Source organism: Subtercola vilae (assembly GCF_004923255.1).
In the GTDB taxonomy this organism is placed as follows: Bacteria; Actinomycetota; Actinomycetes; order Actinomycetales; family Microbacteriaceae; genus Subtercola; species Subtercola vilae.
In genome coordinates, this window is the sequence record NZ_QYRT01000029.1 from 1 (window position 1) to 16,455 (window position 16,455).

The 16,455-nt window shown below is 59.1% G+C and carries 13 protein-coding genes and 1 pseudogene; 7 read left to right on the top strand and 7 right to left on the bottom strand.

What is annotated here, in order from left to right; all coding sequences use genetic code 11:
* Positions 1–304: 304 nt before the first annotated feature.
* Positions 305–901, top strand: coding sequence for a GNAT family N-acetyltransferase (locus tag D4765_RS13435; RefSeq protein WP_136642819.1), 597 nt, complete (start codon positions 305–307; stop codon positions 899–901).
* 138 nt (positions 902–1,039) lie between these two features.
* Here the strand turns inward: D4765_RS13435 and D4765_RS13440 are convergent, their stop codons facing one another.
* From D4765_RS13440 to D4765_RS13455, 4 genes are all read right to left on the bottom strand, one after another.
* Complete coding sequence (locus D4765_RS13440) at positions 1,040–2,137, bottom strand: Gfo/Idh/MocA family protein (protein ID WP_136642820.1); 1,098 nt, start codon at positions 2,135–2,137, stop codon at positions 1,040–1,042.
* Positions 2,122–2,832 (bottom strand): ThuA domain-containing protein, encoded by a 711-nt coding sequence (locus tag D4765_RS13445; protein WP_136642821.1) that lies wholly within the window; start codon positions 2,830–2,832, stop codon positions 2,122–2,124. The genes D4765_RS13440 and D4765_RS13445 overlap by 16 nt, the downstream gene beginning before the upstream one ends.
* 21 nt (positions 2,833–2,853) lie before the next feature.
* Positions 2,854–4,065 carry a Gfo/Idh/MocA family protein gene (locus D4765_RS13450; protein WP_136642822.1) on the bottom strand — a complete coding sequence of 404 codons (1,212 nt, stop codon included), beginning with the start codon at positions 4,063–4,065 and terminating at the stop codon, positions 2,854–2,856.
* 63 nt (positions 4,066–4,128) lie between these two features.
* The gene (locus D4765_RS13455) at positions 4,129–5,475 is read right to left on the bottom strand and encodes a LacI family DNA-binding transcriptional regulator (protein WP_338054637.1); all 1,347 of its coding nucleotides are present in this window, start codon (positions 5,473–5,475) and stop codon (positions 4,129–4,131) included.
* A gap of 130 nt (positions 5,476–5,605) precedes the next feature.
* On the opposite strand from D4765_RS13455, the gene D4765_RS13460 reads away from it, so the two are divergent.
* The 3 genes from D4765_RS13460 to D4765_RS13470 all read left to right on the top strand — a co-directional run bounded on the left by D4765_RS13460 (position 5,606) and on the right by D4765_RS13470 (position 8,735).
* Positions 5,606–6,781, top strand: a complete 1,176-nt coding sequence (locus tag D4765_RS13460) for an ABC transporter substrate-binding protein (RefSeq protein ID WP_237280433.1) — start codon at positions 5,606–5,608, stop codon at positions 6,779–6,781.
* Positions 6,782–6,858: 77 nt separating this feature from the next.
* Complete coding sequence (locus D4765_RS13465) at positions 6,859–7,815, top strand: carbohydrate ABC transporter permease (RefSeq protein WP_136642825.1); 957 nt, start codon at positions 6,859–6,861, stop codon at positions 7,813–7,815.
* A gap of 89 nt (positions 7,816–7,904) precedes the next feature.
* Positions 7,905–8,735, top strand: a complete 831-nt coding sequence (locus D4765_RS13470; protein ID WP_136642826.1) for a carbohydrate ABC transporter permease — start codon at positions 7,905–7,907, stop codon at positions 8,733–8,735.
* A 67-nt stretch (positions 8,736–8,802) separates the two neighbouring features.
* Here the strand turns inward: D4765_RS13470 and D4765_RS13475 are convergent, their stop codons facing one another.
* Together D4765_RS13475 and D4765_RS13480 are read right to left on the bottom strand one after the other, a co-directional pair.
* Positions 8,803–9,915: a Gfo/Idh/MocA family protein gene (locus tag D4765_RS13475; RefSeq protein WP_136642827.1), complete on the bottom strand. Its 1,113-nt coding sequence runs from the start codon at positions 9,913–9,915 to the stop codon at positions 8,803–8,805.
* A complete protein-coding gene (locus tag D4765_RS13480) occupies positions 9,915–10,751 on the bottom strand; it encodes a sugar phosphate isomerase/epimerase family protein (protein WP_136642828.1) in 837 nt (278 codons plus the stop codon). Before D4765_RS13480 ends, D4765_RS13475 begins: the two co-directional genes overlap by 1 nt.
* A 127-nt stretch (positions 10,752–10,878) precedes the next feature.
* Between D4765_RS13480 and D4765_RS13485 the strand changes: the two genes are divergently transcribed.
* Positions 10,879–11,493, top strand: coding sequence for a TetR/AcrR family transcriptional regulator (locus D4765_RS13485; protein WP_136642829.1), 615 nt, complete (start codon positions 10,879–10,881; stop codon positions 11,491–11,493).
* Between the two features lie 22 nt (positions 11,494–11,515).
* On the opposite strand, the pseudogene D4765_RS20165 reads toward D4765_RS13485, so the two are convergent.
* A pseudogene (locus tag D4765_RS20165) lies at positions 11,516–11,674 on the bottom strand (GMC oxidoreductase); the annotation flags it as partial.
* Between the two features lie 535 nt (positions 11,675–12,209).
* Here D4765_RS20165 and D4765_RS13495 point away from each other — a divergent pair.
* On the top strand, positions 12,210–14,579 hold the full coding sequence (locus tag D4765_RS13495; RefSeq protein WP_136642830.1) for an AAA family ATPase: 2,370 nt from the start codon (positions 12,210–12,212) through the stop codon (positions 14,577–14,579).
* Positions 14,569–16,455 carry a UvrD-helicase domain-containing protein gene (locus tag D4765_RS13500; protein WP_136642831.1) on the top strand — a complete coding sequence of 629 codons (1,887 nt, stop codon included), beginning with the start codon at positions 14,569–14,571 and terminating at the stop codon, positions 16,453–16,455. Before D4765_RS13495 ends, D4765_RS13500 begins: the two co-directional genes overlap by 11 nt.

Below are 16,455 nucleotides of genomic sequence, written 5' to 3' on the forward strand. Positions count from 1 at the left end.
ACGATTTTGGGGCTGGTAACGGCGAGTCTGCCCCAACTCACCGACCTGTTGTCCGAGAACGGGCGATGCTGCGGTGTCGCGGCGGCTCGCAACCCATGGGTTACGAGGCGTCTCGTCGGACGGGTCGCGCGCGGGTCCAAATGGCCAAATTGAGCGTGTAACGGTGGATTGTTGCGTCAGCTGGGATGTCCGGCCTGTGTCGTCGCGACCGGCGAGGTGCCCTTACGCCGATCCACGAGCGGGCATCCGCTTATCCGTGCCCGGCGATGCTGTGCCTGGTGGGACGCCGTGATCTAATGTGCCGGTGCAGGAACGCAGAGTGGTCAAAACGGATTCACCCGATCGACCTGAGCTTGAAGCGGCGGGTTGGGTGGTCATTGCCCGCTCATGGGGTGCACGACTCGAGACCGATAACAGGAGCATCGAGCGACTGGCAATACTGATTGATCGAGTGAATGCCATCGCGACCATCCGCGAACTTGGGCCCACAGACGCCGGAGCGGTCCTCGCTTTGGATCGGGAGACAGCCGACGACTACCCTGGCGACGTCGCCACGTCTCATTCCGCCTTGACTCCTGCGCAAGCATCACCGACCATCGACCATCGTGGCTGGGGTGCCTTCGCGCGCGACCGCCGTCTCGTGGCTATGACATTCGTAGAGTCCGGTAGCCACGGAGCAGAAACGCATTTCACCGTGGTCCATCGAGGGTGGCGTGGCCGTGGGCTTGGGACGGCAGTCAAAGCAGCCTCCGTCATCGCGCTCGTTGATGCCGGTCATAGGATCTTCCGCACCGGCGGTTCGATGGACAACCCTGCAAGCATTGCCGCGAATCGAGCAGTCGGATACGAACTGGATGAGGAATGGCTCACGTTCGCTGCCGGCCCACAAACTGCCCGCTGAGGGATGGTTACCGTACGTATCGACACGCCATTTAGCGGTCACAGAACGCCGCCAAAGAGCGGCAAAGTCCACAATCCCGCACAAACGAACCCGCCCATAACGCCAGATCCTGTACCGATTCTCCTCGGACCCCGAAAACTACCAGGTGCTCGGGGTGGAACCGAGCGGCACCGGTTCCGGCCTCAGGACTGTGCTGGTGATCTCGACGACGCGGTGCTCACGCCCTGCACGAAGTACGGCATCCATGATCTCGAGCACGTGGAATGCGACGTCTCCGGATGCCCGATGTGGTCGACCGGTCTCGATCGCACGCGCCATGTCCGCCAGCCCGAATCCGCGGCCGGCGTCCGCATATCCAGCGGTGGCAGGAGCCTTGGTCCATTCCGGTTTCTCAACTGTCCAGACCTCGACCGGGTCAGAGAACCGGTTGGGGTCTGGCACCGCTATCGTGCCAGTCGTGCCAAACAGCTCGAACAGTGGAGCACGTGTGATCCACAACTCGAAGCTCACTGTCAGGGTCGAAGTCACCCCATTTTCGTGTTCGAGAATCGCGCTGACATGCGTATCAACGTCGACTGGAATGATGCTTCCGGCCTGCCCTCCCGTAGCTACCGTGCGTTCGCGATCGGAGTGCGACAAGACTCCGGAAACTCTGACCACCGGCCCCAACAGGGTGATGAGGGCGGTGAGGTAGTACGGAGCCATATCGAACAGCGGCCCGCCACCCGGCTGATAGTAGAACTGGGGAGCGGGGTGCCAGAGCTCGTGTCCTGCCGAGCTCCAGTGGACCGCAGCAGCAACCGGCTCACCGATGGCTCCGGAATCCAGGAGTGCACGTGCAGTCTGGATACCCGTGCCGAGCACGGTATCCGGAGCACTACCCACACGGAGGCCAAGCTGGTGCGCGAGTTCGAGCATCGGCATCGCTTCTTCGGGGTCGAGCGCTAGAGGCTTCTCTCCGTAGACGTGCTTTCCTGCTTGCAACGCGCGCGTCGCTATATCGACGTGAGCTGAGGGAATCGTCAGGTTCAGCACGGCGTCGATACACGGGTTGGCGAGCAGTGCGCTCACGCTGAGCGCTTCGACGTTCTGCTCTGCGGCGACCTCTGCCGCACGGGCCTCGTTGACGTCGGCGACGGCGACCAGGTTCAGGCCTTCGAGTTTGGGAAACTCCGCGAAGTACTGGGCGCTGATCGTGCCCACTCCGATGATTCCGATATTCAGCGCGCTGCCCACAGCAGGCCCCTCTCTACGATCGTGCGAACGTTCGGGTTGTCAAGAATGTCGAGACGGTGTCCGGGTGCAGAAACGAATATTCGCCCCTTTCCCCACTGCCTGGTCCAGATGGCCGGCGCTGTGACGGGGCGGTTCCATGCATCCCACGGTCGAACGGACTGCGTGGTGGTCGCGAGCACATCGTTGTACTCGTCGCTCAGCACCCAGTACTGCTCGCTCACGAGATCGAAGTCGTCTATGCCCTGAGTGATCGGATGCAAACGACCCAGCTCCGTGATGTTGACAATGTAGGGAATGTAGTTGTCGGACTGCTCTCCGGTGCGTTCGGCCGGATCCTTGCCCGCATGATGCGCGAATTGACCGCCGACCATGTGCAGATAGTCGGCGTTGTCACGATACGAATCAGCGATTCCCCCGTGCCAACCGCCCATGCCCGTACCGTTCACAACCGCAGCCTGAAGACCGGCGAATTCGGCCTTGGTGATCGAGGCCATGGTATTGATCTGCAGGATGAGGTCGACGGTCGTCAGGTAGTCGGTATCTGCGTAGATGCCGGTCGACTCCTCGACACGCACCGAAAATCCGTTTCTCTCGAGAAACGGAATCATCGAGTCCGTGGTCTCGACGGGCTGATGCCCATCCCAGCCGCCGCGCACGATGAGCACTTTGCGCTCACCTGAATTTTCCGAAGTCATCGACTCCTCCTTATCCGAGCCTTACTTCCGCTCACTGGTTCTGAACTTCAGGGCTGAACCCTGGTTGTTGACGAAAATCCACGAGCTGTTAGCCGCCGAGCTAGCCTCGACGGCACCGAGTACCCGTTGCACCTGAAGCCCGTCATCGAACGACGGTCGCGGCTGCACGCCCGCAGTGATGTCGACAAGCATGTCGCGCACCTGGTGCGAGAACGGATGCTCGTAACCGATGCCATGCCCGGTCGGCCACCAGGCCGACATGTAGGGGTGCTCAGGCTCGGTCACGAGAATACGGCGAAACCCACGCAAGCCGACAGGGTCAGTGCTGTCGTAGAACTCGAGTTCGTTCATCCGTTCGAAATCGAATGCGATGGCGCCAAGCGAACCACTGAACTCGAGCCGAAATGCGTTCTTTCGTCCAGTCGCATATCTGGTCGCTTCGAAAGAACCGAGCACACCGCCGTCCAGGCGGCCGGTGAACAACGCCACGTCATCGACGCTCACCTGACCTCGCTCCTCTGAAGACGTGCCGCTGAGCCCAGTCGATTCTCCAAGCAGTGGTCGCTCCTTGACAAGGGTCTCTAGGATTCCGCTCACGCTCTGCACCTGACGCCCCGTCACGAACTGGACTGCATCGATTGCATGCGCCCCGATGTCGCCGAGCGATCCCGAGCCTGCGCGATCCTTGTCGAGGCGCCACGTCATCGGGCCATCAGCATCAACCAACCAGTCCTGGAGATAGAGAGCCCGCACTTGACGCAGCTCACCGATTCGGCCTTCAGCGATGAGGTCGCGGGCAAACGTGATCGCGGGCACCCGCCGATAGCTAAAGCCCACCATGGCGTAGACGCCCCTCGTGGCCGCGCGCGTCGCCGCGTCAGCCATCCGTTCGGCTTCCTCGACAGTGTTTGCCAGAGGCTTCTCGCAGAGCACGTGCTTGCCGGCTTCGAGCGCCGCAATCGCGATTTCGACGTGCGTGACCCCAGGGCTGCAGATGTCGATGAGATCGATGTCGTCGCGCTCGATGACCCGCCGCCAATCGGTCTCACTCTCGGCCCAACCGAATCGCTCGGCAGCGGCTTCGACACGGACGCGATCACGGCCCACGATCACGGCCATCTGCGGCTCGACAGGCAGATCGAAGAATCGGGGGGCCACGCGCCATGCCTGCGAATGAGCTGCGCCCATGAAACCGTAGCCGACGAGCGCCACACGCAACGGGGGTTGACTCATCTGCACAGACTCCTTCATCCGCATGGCCGAATTCCGACCGTTCATACGCGTCTGTACCATAACTCAGTCCATAAAGTTGGCGCAAGTTTTCTCTATCTTTCCAGAAACGTATTGTTCATTCTCGTACCTCTCTCGGCGTGGTGGTGCCGTGCTCGCCCGAACCACGAGACTGGTCGCGAGCTCGATGCGGGTGAGTCGCCGGTCAGGATCATTGCGTAATGCCATAACCAGCCGAGTCGCCTCCTCCGCCATCTCGATCAAGGGTTGATGAATGGTCGTCAGCTTGGGTGACATCCAGCCGGAACTGGGAACGTCGTCGTAGCCGACCACCGAGATATCGTCGGGCACTGCGAGCCTGAGTAGGCGCGCCGCTTCGTAGATTCCAAAGGCCTGCATGTCGTTGCCCGCGAAGATGGCCGTCGGCCGCTCCGGCAGTGTCAGGAAGTTCGTTCCAGCGGCAACACCGTCTTCGTAGTCGAACTGTCCGGCATCGACGAGCGTCGGGTCGAACGGGATGCCAGCCTCGTCGAGCGCAGAGTGATACCCGGACAGGCGAGCTCGTGAACACATCATTTCTCTAGGCCCCGTGACCATGGCGATTCTGCGGTGCCCCAGCTCGATCAGATGCCGCGTGGCAGTGAGGCCGCCTAACCAGTTGCTCGAGCCTACCGACGAGACGTCCGCGTCAGGTTCGCCTGCGGGATCGAGTATCACATAAGGAATATTTCGTATAGCCAGCTGGCGTTTATACTCGAGAGGCAGGTTCGAGAAGAGCAAAACCACGCCAACAGGTTGACGCCGCAGAATTCCGTCGATCCATCCCGGTTCTCCGGTCGGACGACCGCCACTCTCCGTCAAGATGACATTCAGACCGTTTTCGCGGGCGACGCTCTCCACCCCACGAATGATCTGCAGCGACCACTCACTGTCGATGCTGGCGAACACCAGCTCGATCAGCCTCTCCTGGTCGACCACGGTGCCGCGCCGGCTGTACCCCGCGGTGTGAAGCAGCCCTTCGATCCGTTCGCGCACACCATCTGAGACGCCGCTTCTACCATTGAGTACCTTCGACACAGTCGACATCGACACGGACGCATCGCGGGCGATTTCCGCGAGAGTTGCCCGTCCGGACGAAACATTTTGTGAACTCATGCGCTCATGGTAACGGCCTTCGGCGGCTTCGCTAGCTCTGTGGGGCCGACTCGGCTGTCGCTTTCTGTAGGAGCGGGGGATACAGTCCGCTAACAACCGGCCGAGATCAGTTGACAACTCTCGCGAATAGTCAAATAATAATGCCGTCGCAATACGAAACATTTTCACTCCCAGAGCGACACATGCATCCAAAGAAGAATCATGGCCGCCGCCACAGGCGACGGCGGCTGGAAAGGAAAATGTCATGGCGTCATTCACAGGATCTTCTTTCTCAAGGCGGGGGTTTATCGGCCTCGCGGGGGCTGCGGCGGCTACAGCCGCTCTTGCGGCGTGTTCCACCGGAGGGGGATCATCAGGCGGCTCATCAGCGGCTATCAAGTTCTGGAATATGCCGTGGGGTGGCACCGCGTTTAACCCGCTCGACGAACAGATCACCAAGGCTTACGTTCCCGCCAGTGGGCTCGGGGCGGCAACATACCAGGAAGTTCAGTGGGCGAACTTCACCCAGACGTTCTCCTCGGCCGTAGCTTCCAACACTGGTCCGGCAGTCAGCTCTGGCGGTGGAACGCAGGCGTTCCAGTTCGCCCAACAGGGCAAGATTGCGTACGCAGATAACCTGCTCTCCAGCTGGAAGAGCAACGGCATCTATGACGACTTCTTTGACGGTCTCGTCGACACGCTGAAGACGCCTGACGGCTACGCAGCAGTACCGTACAACCTGGACGTGCGTGTGTCTTGGTACAACAAGGCGCTGCTCGACGAGGCTGGCGTTCAACCGCCGACAGACTGGAACTCGTACCACAGCGTGTGCGCGGCTCTGAAGAAGAACGGCGTGTACGGCTTCGGCCTGGGTTCCGGTGCCGGTAACTTCACCGGCAGCCACATTCTCGCCGCGTTCATGATCAACAACGGCGGAGGGCTCTTCGACGAGAACCAGAAGCCAGCCTGCAACACTCCCGAGAATGTCGAGGCGATGGAATTCGTTCTCGACCTCGTGAAGAGCGGCTTCAGCGACCCCGCCGCCGCCACCTACACCAGCGCGAACGTGCAGGCGCAGTGGGCAGCCAAGACATTCGGTTTCGGATGGGATGGCGCTGGCCTCGCAGCAAGCGTGACAGGCGACGTCGTAAAAGACATGGTTGTCGGAGACCCGCTTAAGAGCAATAGCGGCAAGACCGGGGGCTTGTACCTCCCGAACAACATCATGATGTACAAGAACACGCCGAACCAGGCTAATTCTGAGGCGTTTCTGACGTACTACTACCAGAACATGAAGCAGCTGTGGACGAAGAACACGGGTATCGGCCTGCCACCGCTGAAGTCGATCGCGGCAACCCCTGAGTTCCAGGCAGACTCGAACAACGTCAAGATCGTCAAGGAATGGCAGCCGATCTTCAAGACCTGGGCCGCTCCCGGCGGAACTGGCCTGTTCTACAACATCGCGAACACCGTCGATGGAACCGCACCGATGACCACCTTTGCGCAGTCGATCCTCCTGGGGAACACGACGGCAACGGATGCTCTCAACACGCTACAGAGCTCGATCACGGGCCTTATGAAATAACTCACGAATTCGGGGTGGGTCGGCGAAAGCCGGGCCCACCCTTTTAGGCTTAGCAAAATCTTTCAAAGGAGAAACAGATGACGACCGGTACGGCGATCGGAGCCCTCAAGCGGGCGCGGAGCGGCGTGGGGAATGCCGGACCTGGACGATCGGCGAATAACAGCAAGCGTCGATTTTCTCACTCACGCATATTCTTCCTCTTTCTCCTCCCGTCACTGATCCTGGTCATCCTGCTCAACCTGTACCCCGTTATCTATGCGGGCATCCAGTCGCTGAGCAACGGAGATCTGCTGAGTGCTGGCGAATTCGTCGGACTGGCGAACTACATTGCGGTTCTGCAGAGCCCGGAGTTCTGGCACGCTGCGATCTTCACTGTCGTCTTCACGATCGTCGGTGTGTTCGGCAGCTGGATCGTGGGGATATCACTGGCATTGTTGTTGCGTACGCGCATCCCGGCTAACGGTGTATTCAAGGTTCTGCTATTGCTTCCGTGGGTCGTTCCCATTGTCGTATCGGCAATGTCATGGAACTGGCTCGTGGCTACCCCCCAGTCACCACTCCCGATGCTCGCCCAGGCACTTGGGTTTGGTAACGTTCTGTTCCTCGCGAACCCGTTCCTCGCGCAGATCACGGTCTGCGTCTTCAAGGTGTGGATCAGCTTTCCTTTCATGATGATGATGATGGCGTCGGCGCTGACGTCAGTAGATGTGAACGTCTACGAGGCTTCGAAAGTCGATGGTGCAACCGCGGTACAGACGTTTACTCGAATCACGCTTCCGATGATTGCGCGCACAACGTACATCAGCTGGATCCTGATGACGATCTTCTGCGTAAATGACTTTCCGAGTATCTTCCTGCTCACCGGTGGTGGCCCGGTCAACTCCACCCAGACACTCGTGGTGTTGGCGTACACGACGGTGTTCCAGAACTTCCAGACGGGCCCGGGTGTCGCGATCGCCTTCATGATGACCATCGTGCTTGTGATCATCTCCACGTTGCTGTACCGCCAGATCCGAAAGGTGAACATCGAATGACCGCGCAGACTAGTTCCGTAATTACCGGTCGACCCATCGCAGGCGTACGCCCGGAGGCGGGTGTACGGTCCGAGGCGAAAGCGCGATCGATGAAGCGCCCAACGCTGACGCAGATGCAGGAGAAGGGCAAGTGGTGGCGGTTCCTTGCCATCCTGATCATCACGGTCATCGTGGTGATACCGATCGTGGCCGTTGTGTTTCTCGCCCTGTCACCCGCGCTCGGTAGCACCGCCACGGGCCTCACATTCGAGAACTTCGTCAATGTCTTCACCCAGACAGACGTAGCAACCTGGCTCAAGAACAGCCTGATAGTCACCCTCATCACCGTTGTAGTTGCGGTGATCGTTGCCGCACCCGCTGGATATGTTCTCTCCCGCGGTCGAAGTAGGGCCGTTTCCGGCTACTCGCTCATTTTGTTCGTCGTGCAGTCGCTCCCCGTCGTCACGGCAGTCATCCCGCTGTTCTTCCTATTCGCCCAAGTCGGCCTAGTCGACACCCTGGCCAGCGTCACGATCATCTATGTGGGTTCGACTATGGCGGTGGCAATCTGGATGATGGCAGCGTACTTCGACTCGATCCCGGTCACGCTCGAAGAAGCTGCGTGGATGGACGGAGCCTCGGTTTTCGGCGGCTTCACACGAATAGTGCTGCGGAACTCCCTTCCGGGCGTGCTTTCGACCGCGATCTTCGCGTTCCTGCTCGCATGGAACGACTATCTGGTCGCCGTCGTGTTCCTTCGTTCCAACGACAACTACACGCTTCCAATCGGTCTGCAGTCGTTCTTCCAACAGAACCAGACAAACTGGGGCCTGGTCATGGCAGTAGCCGTCATCATGATGTTGCCCCCAGTCATCCTTTTCGCACTGCTGAACAGGTACTTCAGCGTCGGAGGTATCGGCGGGTCGCTAGCCGGTCGCTAGCGCCTCCAGGCAAAGAAAACCCGCGGTCGCAAACGTGCGACAGCAGATTTCTGCTGTCAGCAGCAGCTTAGAACGTGGCAGCGGCTGGGTCCCAACCAACAGGAAGGGGCGGAATCTCTGTCGCGCTCGACGTGATGCTCACCGCATTGCCACTCTCGGCCGCGTCACGGATGCCCAACAGCACGTCGAGTACATGCGACGCGAGTGCGCCTGCAGCACGCGACGGCTCACCTCTCCGAAGAGAACGCACCATATCGACGATTCCCGCGCCACGACCATACGTCGCACCCTCTGCTTCGATGATCGTCGGTTCGCTGTCGCCATAACGCCAGAGTTGGCTGCTTCCTTCGAAGGTATTCGGGTCGGGAAGGCTGATCGTTCCGTCGGTGCCGTTGATTTCGACGAAACCCATCCGAGGCAGTGCATGCTGGAACGAGAACGTGGATTGCGCGGATCGCCCCGGGCCGAATTCGATCAGTGCAGCATGGTGGGTGGGTACTTCGACCGGAAACTCTTCGCCGGCTCGCGTGCCCGTCGCAATCGTGCGCGTTGCGCGCGACTGCGATGACACCGCCTGAACGCGGTTCGCAGCGCCGAAGACGTGCACCAGCGTCGTCACATAGTAGGGGCCCATGTCGAAGAGCGGCCCTGCACCGTGGGCGAACAGAAAGTCCGGGTTGGGGTGCCACGCCTCCGGGCCCGGCACGTGGAACATCGTTGTAGCGGTCAATGGTTCACCGATATCGCCACGCGCTATCAAACGCAGGGCGGTTTGGATGCCCGCGCCGAGAACAGTGTCGGGGGCGCATCCCACCCGAACACCCGCTTCCTCAGCTGCTCGCAGTAGGTCGGCGGCAGATTCGTGATCGAGAGCCACCGGTTTCTCGCTCCACACGTGCTTTCCCGCTTTGATGATGCGGTGGCCGACCTCCGTGTGTACCGCGGGAATGGTCAGGTTCACGACCAGTTCGATGTCGTCACGAGCCAGGAGTTCATCGACGGTTCCTGATGCAGCGATGCCGTATGTGTTCGCCTGGGTGCTCGCGCGTTCGAGGTTGAGGTCGGCGATGAACCGCACCTCGACGTCGGGGAAGCGGGTGAGATTGTCGAGATACTGCGTCGAGATGACGCCAGCACCGATGATACCGACGCCAACCACACCGGCTGAGGTCGAGGCCATTACGCGGTCACCTCGGCGTCGTTCTGCTTCAGCCAGGCAAAGGACTCGGCAATTCCGGCGAAGACATCTCCCGAGTACGCATCGAACTCGACCACTCGCAGCGCGTGAGGAGCGGCACGGAGCACTCCGATGACGTCGACATCACCTTGCCCTGCGGGTGTCTGGTTCTCGAACGCCGCCTTCAATGCGGCAGGCACGACAAGAGCATCTTCGCTGCTCGGCAGGATGGTGGCGATGTCTTCGCTGATCTTTCCGTCTTTGATGTGCAGCGCCTGAACGCGGTCACCGAGCTGACGCAGGAGCGCTGGAGCATCAGCGCTGCCCACCGTCGCCCAGAACGTATCGACCTCGAGAGCGACGTTGGGTGTGAGGAGGTCGAGGAATATTTCGTATGCCGGGCGCCCGTTGATCCGGTTCACGAATTCCCACTGATGGTTGTGGTAGCCGAATTGCAGCCCCCGCTCCGCCGCCTGCTCTGCCAGAGCATTGACGCGATCGGCGAGTGCCTGAACGCTGCTGACGCTCTGCCAGCGTTCGGTCGGGATGAACGGATCAATCACTAGGCTGATTTCAAGCTCAGCGGCCGCATCGAAGATCACGCTGGCGTCGGGTGCGTCGATCGTCGCGGCATGCCCCGACGGCGCAGTCACGCCCGCAGCGGCAAAGGCTCGCTTGTAGTCGTCGATTCGAAGGTGGAACGCATACGGCTCAACGCTGGCGAATCCGATCTCAGCGAGGCGCTCGATTGCCCGATCAATGTTCTCGTCAACGGCGTCTCGAATCGAGTAAAGCTGTACCGATGGCTTTGTCAGGGACTGTACCGACGGCTTTGTCATTGAAGATCTCCTTCACGTGCACCTGTTGCGGCGAATGATCATTGGTTTACATGGCTAATTCTACCAAAATTCTTACATTGGAAGAGTTTTGATTCGGTATCTGGTGGGAACTCCGTACCATGGCACCATGGCAAAGCACATTCCGACGGAAGGTGGCCTCCGACGCACGAAAAGCGCCGAGCGGCGTGCCGAAATTCTCGAACACACGATCACCCTTTTCGCGGAACAGGGTACTGATGCGTCGCTTCGCGCGATCGGCGGTGCCATCGGGGTCTCGCACGCTGCGCTTCGGTATTATTTCGCGTCGCGAGACGAACTGTTGGTCGAGGTCTACCGTTCTCATGAGAACGAACGGCGAGAGCAGCCAGCACCACGACACGCTTCAGCCGTGGCCTCAATGACGAGAAGCGCTGAACGCAATGCCAGCATTCCAGGACTCGTCGAGCTCTACGCCACGCTGACGACGGACGCCCTCCACGCGGCCCGACATCCTGTGACCCACGAATTCATTCTGAATCGGTTTCGGCGCGTTCGTTCAGAATTGTCAGAGAAGGTTCGCGAGAGCCAGCTTTCGGGCGACCTGCCAGCCGATCTCGACTCCGAGGATGTCGCCGCGCTGGTGACGGCCGCATCCGATGGCCTGCAGCTGCAGTGGCTGGTCGATCCTGAGGCAGTGGATCCGCGTCGATCATTGGCGCTATTGGACCACCTGCTTCAGCCGAATGAAGGTCCAGTGTTGTGAAACCCCGCAGCTCTCGAAGGCTTCACCGTGGCGAGTGATCGGGCAGGTGCTCGGCGACGCGGAATGCGTTCGCCATCAGGGTTAAGGTGGGATTCACGCTTCCATTGGTGGGGTGAAGTGACCCGTCGGCGACGTAGATGCGTCGAGCGCCGTGAACCTTGCCGAAAGCGTCAGTCGCTGATGTCTCCGGGTTGGGGTCTGACCAGTAGCGGGACGGCCATTGGCGGTAAGGCTTGAACGGGGCGCGATGGCTGGTGTTCCGTGTTCAAAATCTTTGGATTGTGCGACGACCGCAGCGACGAGCCGCCTGCCCTAGGTGATGTGTCCAGAACCCATCTCGGATCCCTAGCGAGCCTGTCGCTGTTTTGATATTGGTTCTGGACACAGAGCTAGCGGTTAAGTCCTCAATTTTGCCCACCTGAGCCACTGAGCCAGCCCTTACCGCCAACCATCGTTCCTGTACTGGTCAGACCCCAACGCCCCAACCCGTCTTGGATCGCCCATGGGTTATGAGGCGTCTCGCCGGCTCAACAAAACCCGGCGATAATGACGATTCTTTGCGCTGAATAGCCGAATGTTGCATCGGTAACGAAACACCTGGTTGCTGACAACGCGATGCTCTGGATCAGCGACGCGGTCGATTGATCAGTCGAGCCGGCGACGACTGGATGCGAGCATTTAACGAGGTTTGCCAATCAGCTATGCCAGCATGGGGCATGCGCATCGAAGCTGTAGAGATTCGAAACTTTCGTAAATTGGCTTCCGTCCGTTTGGATTTTTCCAAACAAACGACGCTCCTCGTCGGGGCTAACAACAGCGGCAAGACGTCAGCGTTGATCGCTCTCCGTTCTTTCCTCAAGCAGGGGATCTCGGCCTTTAGTAAAAACGACTTGACGCTGTCGAGATGGCAAGAAGTCAATGACATTGGTGCAGGCTGGGCAGTGGACCCTTCGGTCACATTGCCCGGAACCTGGGCCGGCCTTTTGCCCAGCCTCGACGTTTGGCTCCATGTCGAGGACGACGAGGTTCATCGCGTAAGTCCTCTCATCCCTACCCTTGACTGGACCGGCGGCCGAGTAGGGGTTCGCTTCGCTCTAGAACCAAAGGATGAAGAGAATCTGGCTCGCACTTTCCACGACGCCTGGACCGCGACGCAGGCACTTAAAGCGGCCTGGCGCTTACCCGCAGAAACGGCGCCTGTTATATTGTCCAGCGCATCGACCAACCATAACGTCGGACACGAGGCGGTGGACTATGGGGCGGACCACGTATCCGCTGTGCAGACCGACCAACCGCTATTGAGTGCGCCAGAACCGCGCGATTTGTCTCTCTGGCCAGATGATCTAATCGACTTTCTTTCGAAATACTTTCAGACTCACCTAGTGCTGCGGCATTACGTACTGGATCCCGAGAAGTTTCAGCCGCCGATGAAAGACTGCGCATGCGTTCAAGACCTGCCTCGAGATTCGGAACCGCTGGCGTCGAATCCTCTAGCTGACATCGTTCTTATAGACGAGATCAACGCTCAGCGAGGACTCGGCGACGCTGGAGAGCACGCGGCGGATGCGTCAACGGGTCGGATCTCCGACACGGCCAGGTTGTCTCGGCAGTTAAGCGATTACTACACCAAGCACCTCGACCCAGCCGAGAATCCTGGGCCGGAAGACCTCCATGCGCTCCAGACGATTGCCGTGGCCCAAGAGGATTTCGACGCCAGGTTGAAGCAGGCATTCAAGGTCGCCTTTGATGAGATGGCGGGTCTGAGCTATCCGGGCGTAACCGACCCCCGGATTCGAGTGGCCTCTAAACTGAGTGCCGCAGAAAGTCTCAGGCATGAATCCGCAGTTTCCTTTGAGCTGAAAGGAACTGGTGGCCTCGCTACGAGCGAGATGTACCTGCCCGAAGGACAGAACGGTTTGGGCTATCAGAATTTGATCTCGATGGTCTTCCGCCTCATGAGTTTCCGAGATCGATGGCTGCACGTGGGCAAGGCCGCCAAACCCATGTCGGATGCTTCGATCCAGCCCATCCATCTCGTCCTCGTAGAGGAACCGGAAGCTCACCTACACGTCCAGGTTCAGCAGGTCTTCGCGAAAAAGGCGTTCGACGTGCTCCGCAATCACATTGATCTTCTTGACAAGTCGGAACTAACGACGCAACTCGTCATCAGTACTCACTCGAGCCACATCGCTCACGAACTACCGTACGAGAGCCTGCGCTACTTCCGAAGACTCGAAGCTGGTGCCAATGGGGTCAACGTACCCACGTCCAATGTGATCAACGTGGACCTGGCCTACGGCACCACGCAGGACACGCAGCGCTTCGTCCAGCGTTATCTCCGCGTTCAGCACGCCGACATATTCTTCGCCGACGCATTGATCTTGGTGGAGGGCAGTGCCGAGAAGATGCTTGTTCCGCTTTTTATCAAGCACCGTCACCCGGCCCTTTATCAGGCATACGTAACGATGCTCGAGATCGGTGGCAGCCATGCCCACCGCCTTCAGCCCTTGATCGACGCTCTCAAAATCCCCACTCTGGTCGTAACGGATCTCGATCCGAAGTTCGAGAGTGGTCCAAACGCGCCCACTCAACGGGGAGTGAAGCAAATTAGCGGCAATCCGACACTGAAGAACTGGTCCGACCTTGATTCCGACGTGGATTCCCTTTTGGAAGCCCACACAGAGGCCAAGATCAAAAAGGGCGACGACCAGTACGCAGTCCGGTTCGCTTATCAGACCGCCGTTACCGTCTCGCTTGATACGACCACGGAAGAAGCTCTCCCGAGCACGTTTGAAGATGCCCTTGCCTTCGAAAACGTTTCTTTCTTTCGAACGCTAGCGGGTACCGGGCTGACCAGAAAGTTCAGAGATATTCTCACTACCGAAACAGATGTCAAATCGGCGGCGGCGAAGCTTCACGCGGCCTTGACCTCCGGGAGTAAGGCGGAATTCGCCCTCGACATCATGATGTCGGTCGATTTTGAGAAGATGACGCCGCCTCGTTACATCGACGAAGGACTTACGTGGCTGGAGGAGCGGATGCAGAAGCAGGAACTGACCGTCAACGGTGACACAGATGCCGAGTGACCCCTCGGTCGACGACAAGGTCGATGCTGAGATCGCTGAGTACCTCACACCCGAAGCTGCGCGGTCGTTCTTCCTTTATGCGGGTGCCGGCTCGGGCAAAACGCGATCACTCGTTTTGGCCCTCCAGGATGCAACAAGAAAGCGAGGACACGACCTGACCCTTCGGGGGCAACAGATCGCGGTTATCACTTTCACCAATGCCGCCGCCGACGAGATCTCCAGCCGCCTCGACTTCGATCCTCTGATCACCGTTTCCACAATTCACTCTTTCGCCTGGCGCCTCGTAAACGAATTCCAAGAAGACATCCGCGACTGGATGAAGCGTGAACTCCAAGCGTCAGTCGCATCGCTGCAGGCTTCCCCGAGCAAGTCCGGCACAAAGAAAGAGGCGGACCGAATCGACCGACTGGAACGGGATCTAGAGCGCACCGCGACGATCGATCGCATTCGGCGGTTTACATACAACCCAGCGGGTGAGAATCGTGAAAGAGAAGCTCTCAATCACTCTCAGGTGATCAAGCTGACAGCGCATCTGCTCGTAAGCAAACCCACACTTGCTCACATCCTCGTGACAAGGCATCCGATCCTCTTTATTGACGAGAGTCAGGACACGAACAAGACCCTTCTGGAGGCCTTCATGCACGTGGCCGTGGAATGGGAGGGACGGTTTGTGCTGGGTCTATTCGGCGACACGATGCAGCGCATCTACAACGAGGGCAAGACCGACATTGAAACTTCCATCCCGACGTCGTGGGCAACGCCGGCCAAAGTCATGAACCACCGCAGTCCCGAACGCATCGTCGAATTAGGCAATCGCATACGAGCTGATGTAGATGACCACGCGCAGCAGTCACGAGAAGATCGAGGAACTGGGACCGTCAGGTTGTTCCTCGCGGCGGCTAGCTCGGACACCGTCACTGTCGAGACGGTCGCCTCCGAAATGATGGCCGAGATCACCGGCGACACCGACTGGACCATCTCCGCAACAGACGACGTTCGAACAGGCAAGAATCCGGCAGTGAAACGCCTGATTCTTGAGCACAGCATGGCCGCCCAACGATTTGGATTTGCGGAGATATTCGCCGCCCTGAGATCCGTACCAGGAGACAACACAAGCATTCTGGATGGGTCAGTACCCGAACTGCAGGTCTTCTTGAATCAGGTCGTTCCTTTGATTCAAGCCCATCAGCGTGGCGACAAATTTACCGTCGCTCGAATCGTGCGTGAGAACTCCCCGCTGATGACGAGGGAGCGCCTTAATCAAGTCTCCTCGGAAGCGGGGATCCTTCGAGCGATCCTTTCGGAGTGCCAGGCCGCAGTAGACCAGCTCACGAACCTTTGGAGTGGAAACCTGGTTCCCACACTCGGGCAGGTTGCTGGGGTTCTAGAAGCAACTCGCTTATTCCCATTGCCCACTTCCATCAAAACGGCACTGATGGCGGCCCAAGTGGAAGGTGAGGCCGAAGCCTCAACTGCTGGCATCGAATCATGGCAACGGTGCCTAAACTCATCCTTCAGCCAAGTTGAGCGCTACGGGCGCTACTTTGCCGGTGAAACACCGTTCGCAACTCATCAGGGCGTGAAGGGTCTGGAATTCCCTCGCGTTATGGTCGTCATCAGTGATGAGGAAGCCGGTGGGTTCATGTTCAGCTACGAGAAGCTGCTGGGCGCCAAGGGACTGACGGCAACCGATATTTCGAACGCAGCCAAGGGGAAGGATTCGTCCCTGAGTCGCACCAGGCGCCTCATGTATGTCACGGCGAGCAGAGCCTCTGAAGCCCTCGCAATTGTCGCGTACACGAGCGACCCCCAAGCCGTGCGCAGATTCGCGATCGACAACGAGTGGTTCTCTGACAAGGAAATCATCACTCTCTAG

Bases quoted from the DNA above. Each gene is read 5' to 3' on its own strand.
- D4765_RS13445 (WP_136642821.1), bottom strand. From the start codon at position 2,832: ATGACTTCGGAAAATTCAGGTGAGCGCAAAGTGCTCATCGTGCGCGGC.
- D4765_RS13450 (WP_136642822.1), bottom strand. From the start codon at position 4,065: ATGAGTCAACCCCCGTTGCGTGTGGCGCTCGTCGGCTACGGTTTCATG.
- D4765_RS13460 (WP_237280433.1), top strand. From the start codon at position 5,606: ATGCCGTGGGGTGGCACCGCGTTTAACCCGCTCGACGAACAGATCACC.
- D4765_RS13465 (WP_136642825.1), top strand. From the start codon at position 6,859: ATGACGACCGGTACGGCGATCGGAGCCCTCAAGCGGGCGCGGAGCGGC.
- D4765_RS13470 (WP_136642826.1), top strand. From the start codon at position 7,905: ATGAAGCGCCCAACGCTGACGCAGATGCAGGAGAAGGGCAAGTGGTGG.
- D4765_RS13475 (WP_136642827.1), bottom strand. From the start codon at position 9,915: ATGGCCTCGACCTCAGCCGGTGTGGTTGGCGTCGGTATCATCGGTGCT.
- D4765_RS13480 (WP_136642828.1), bottom strand. From the start codon at position 10,751: ATGACAAAGCCGTCGGTACAGTCCCTGACAAAGCCATCGGTACAGCTT.
- D4765_RS13485 (WP_136642829.1), top strand. From the start codon at position 10,879: ATGGCAAAGCACATTCCGACGGAAGGTGGCCTCCGACGCACGAAAAGC.
- D4765_RS13495 (WP_136642830.1), top strand. From the start codon at position 12,210: ATGCGCATCGAAGCTGTAGAGATTCGAAACTTTCGTAAATTGGCTTCC.
- D4765_RS13500 (WP_136642831.1), top strand. From the start codon at position 14,569: ATGCCGAGTGACCCCTCGGTCGACGACAAGGTCGATGCTGAGATCGCT.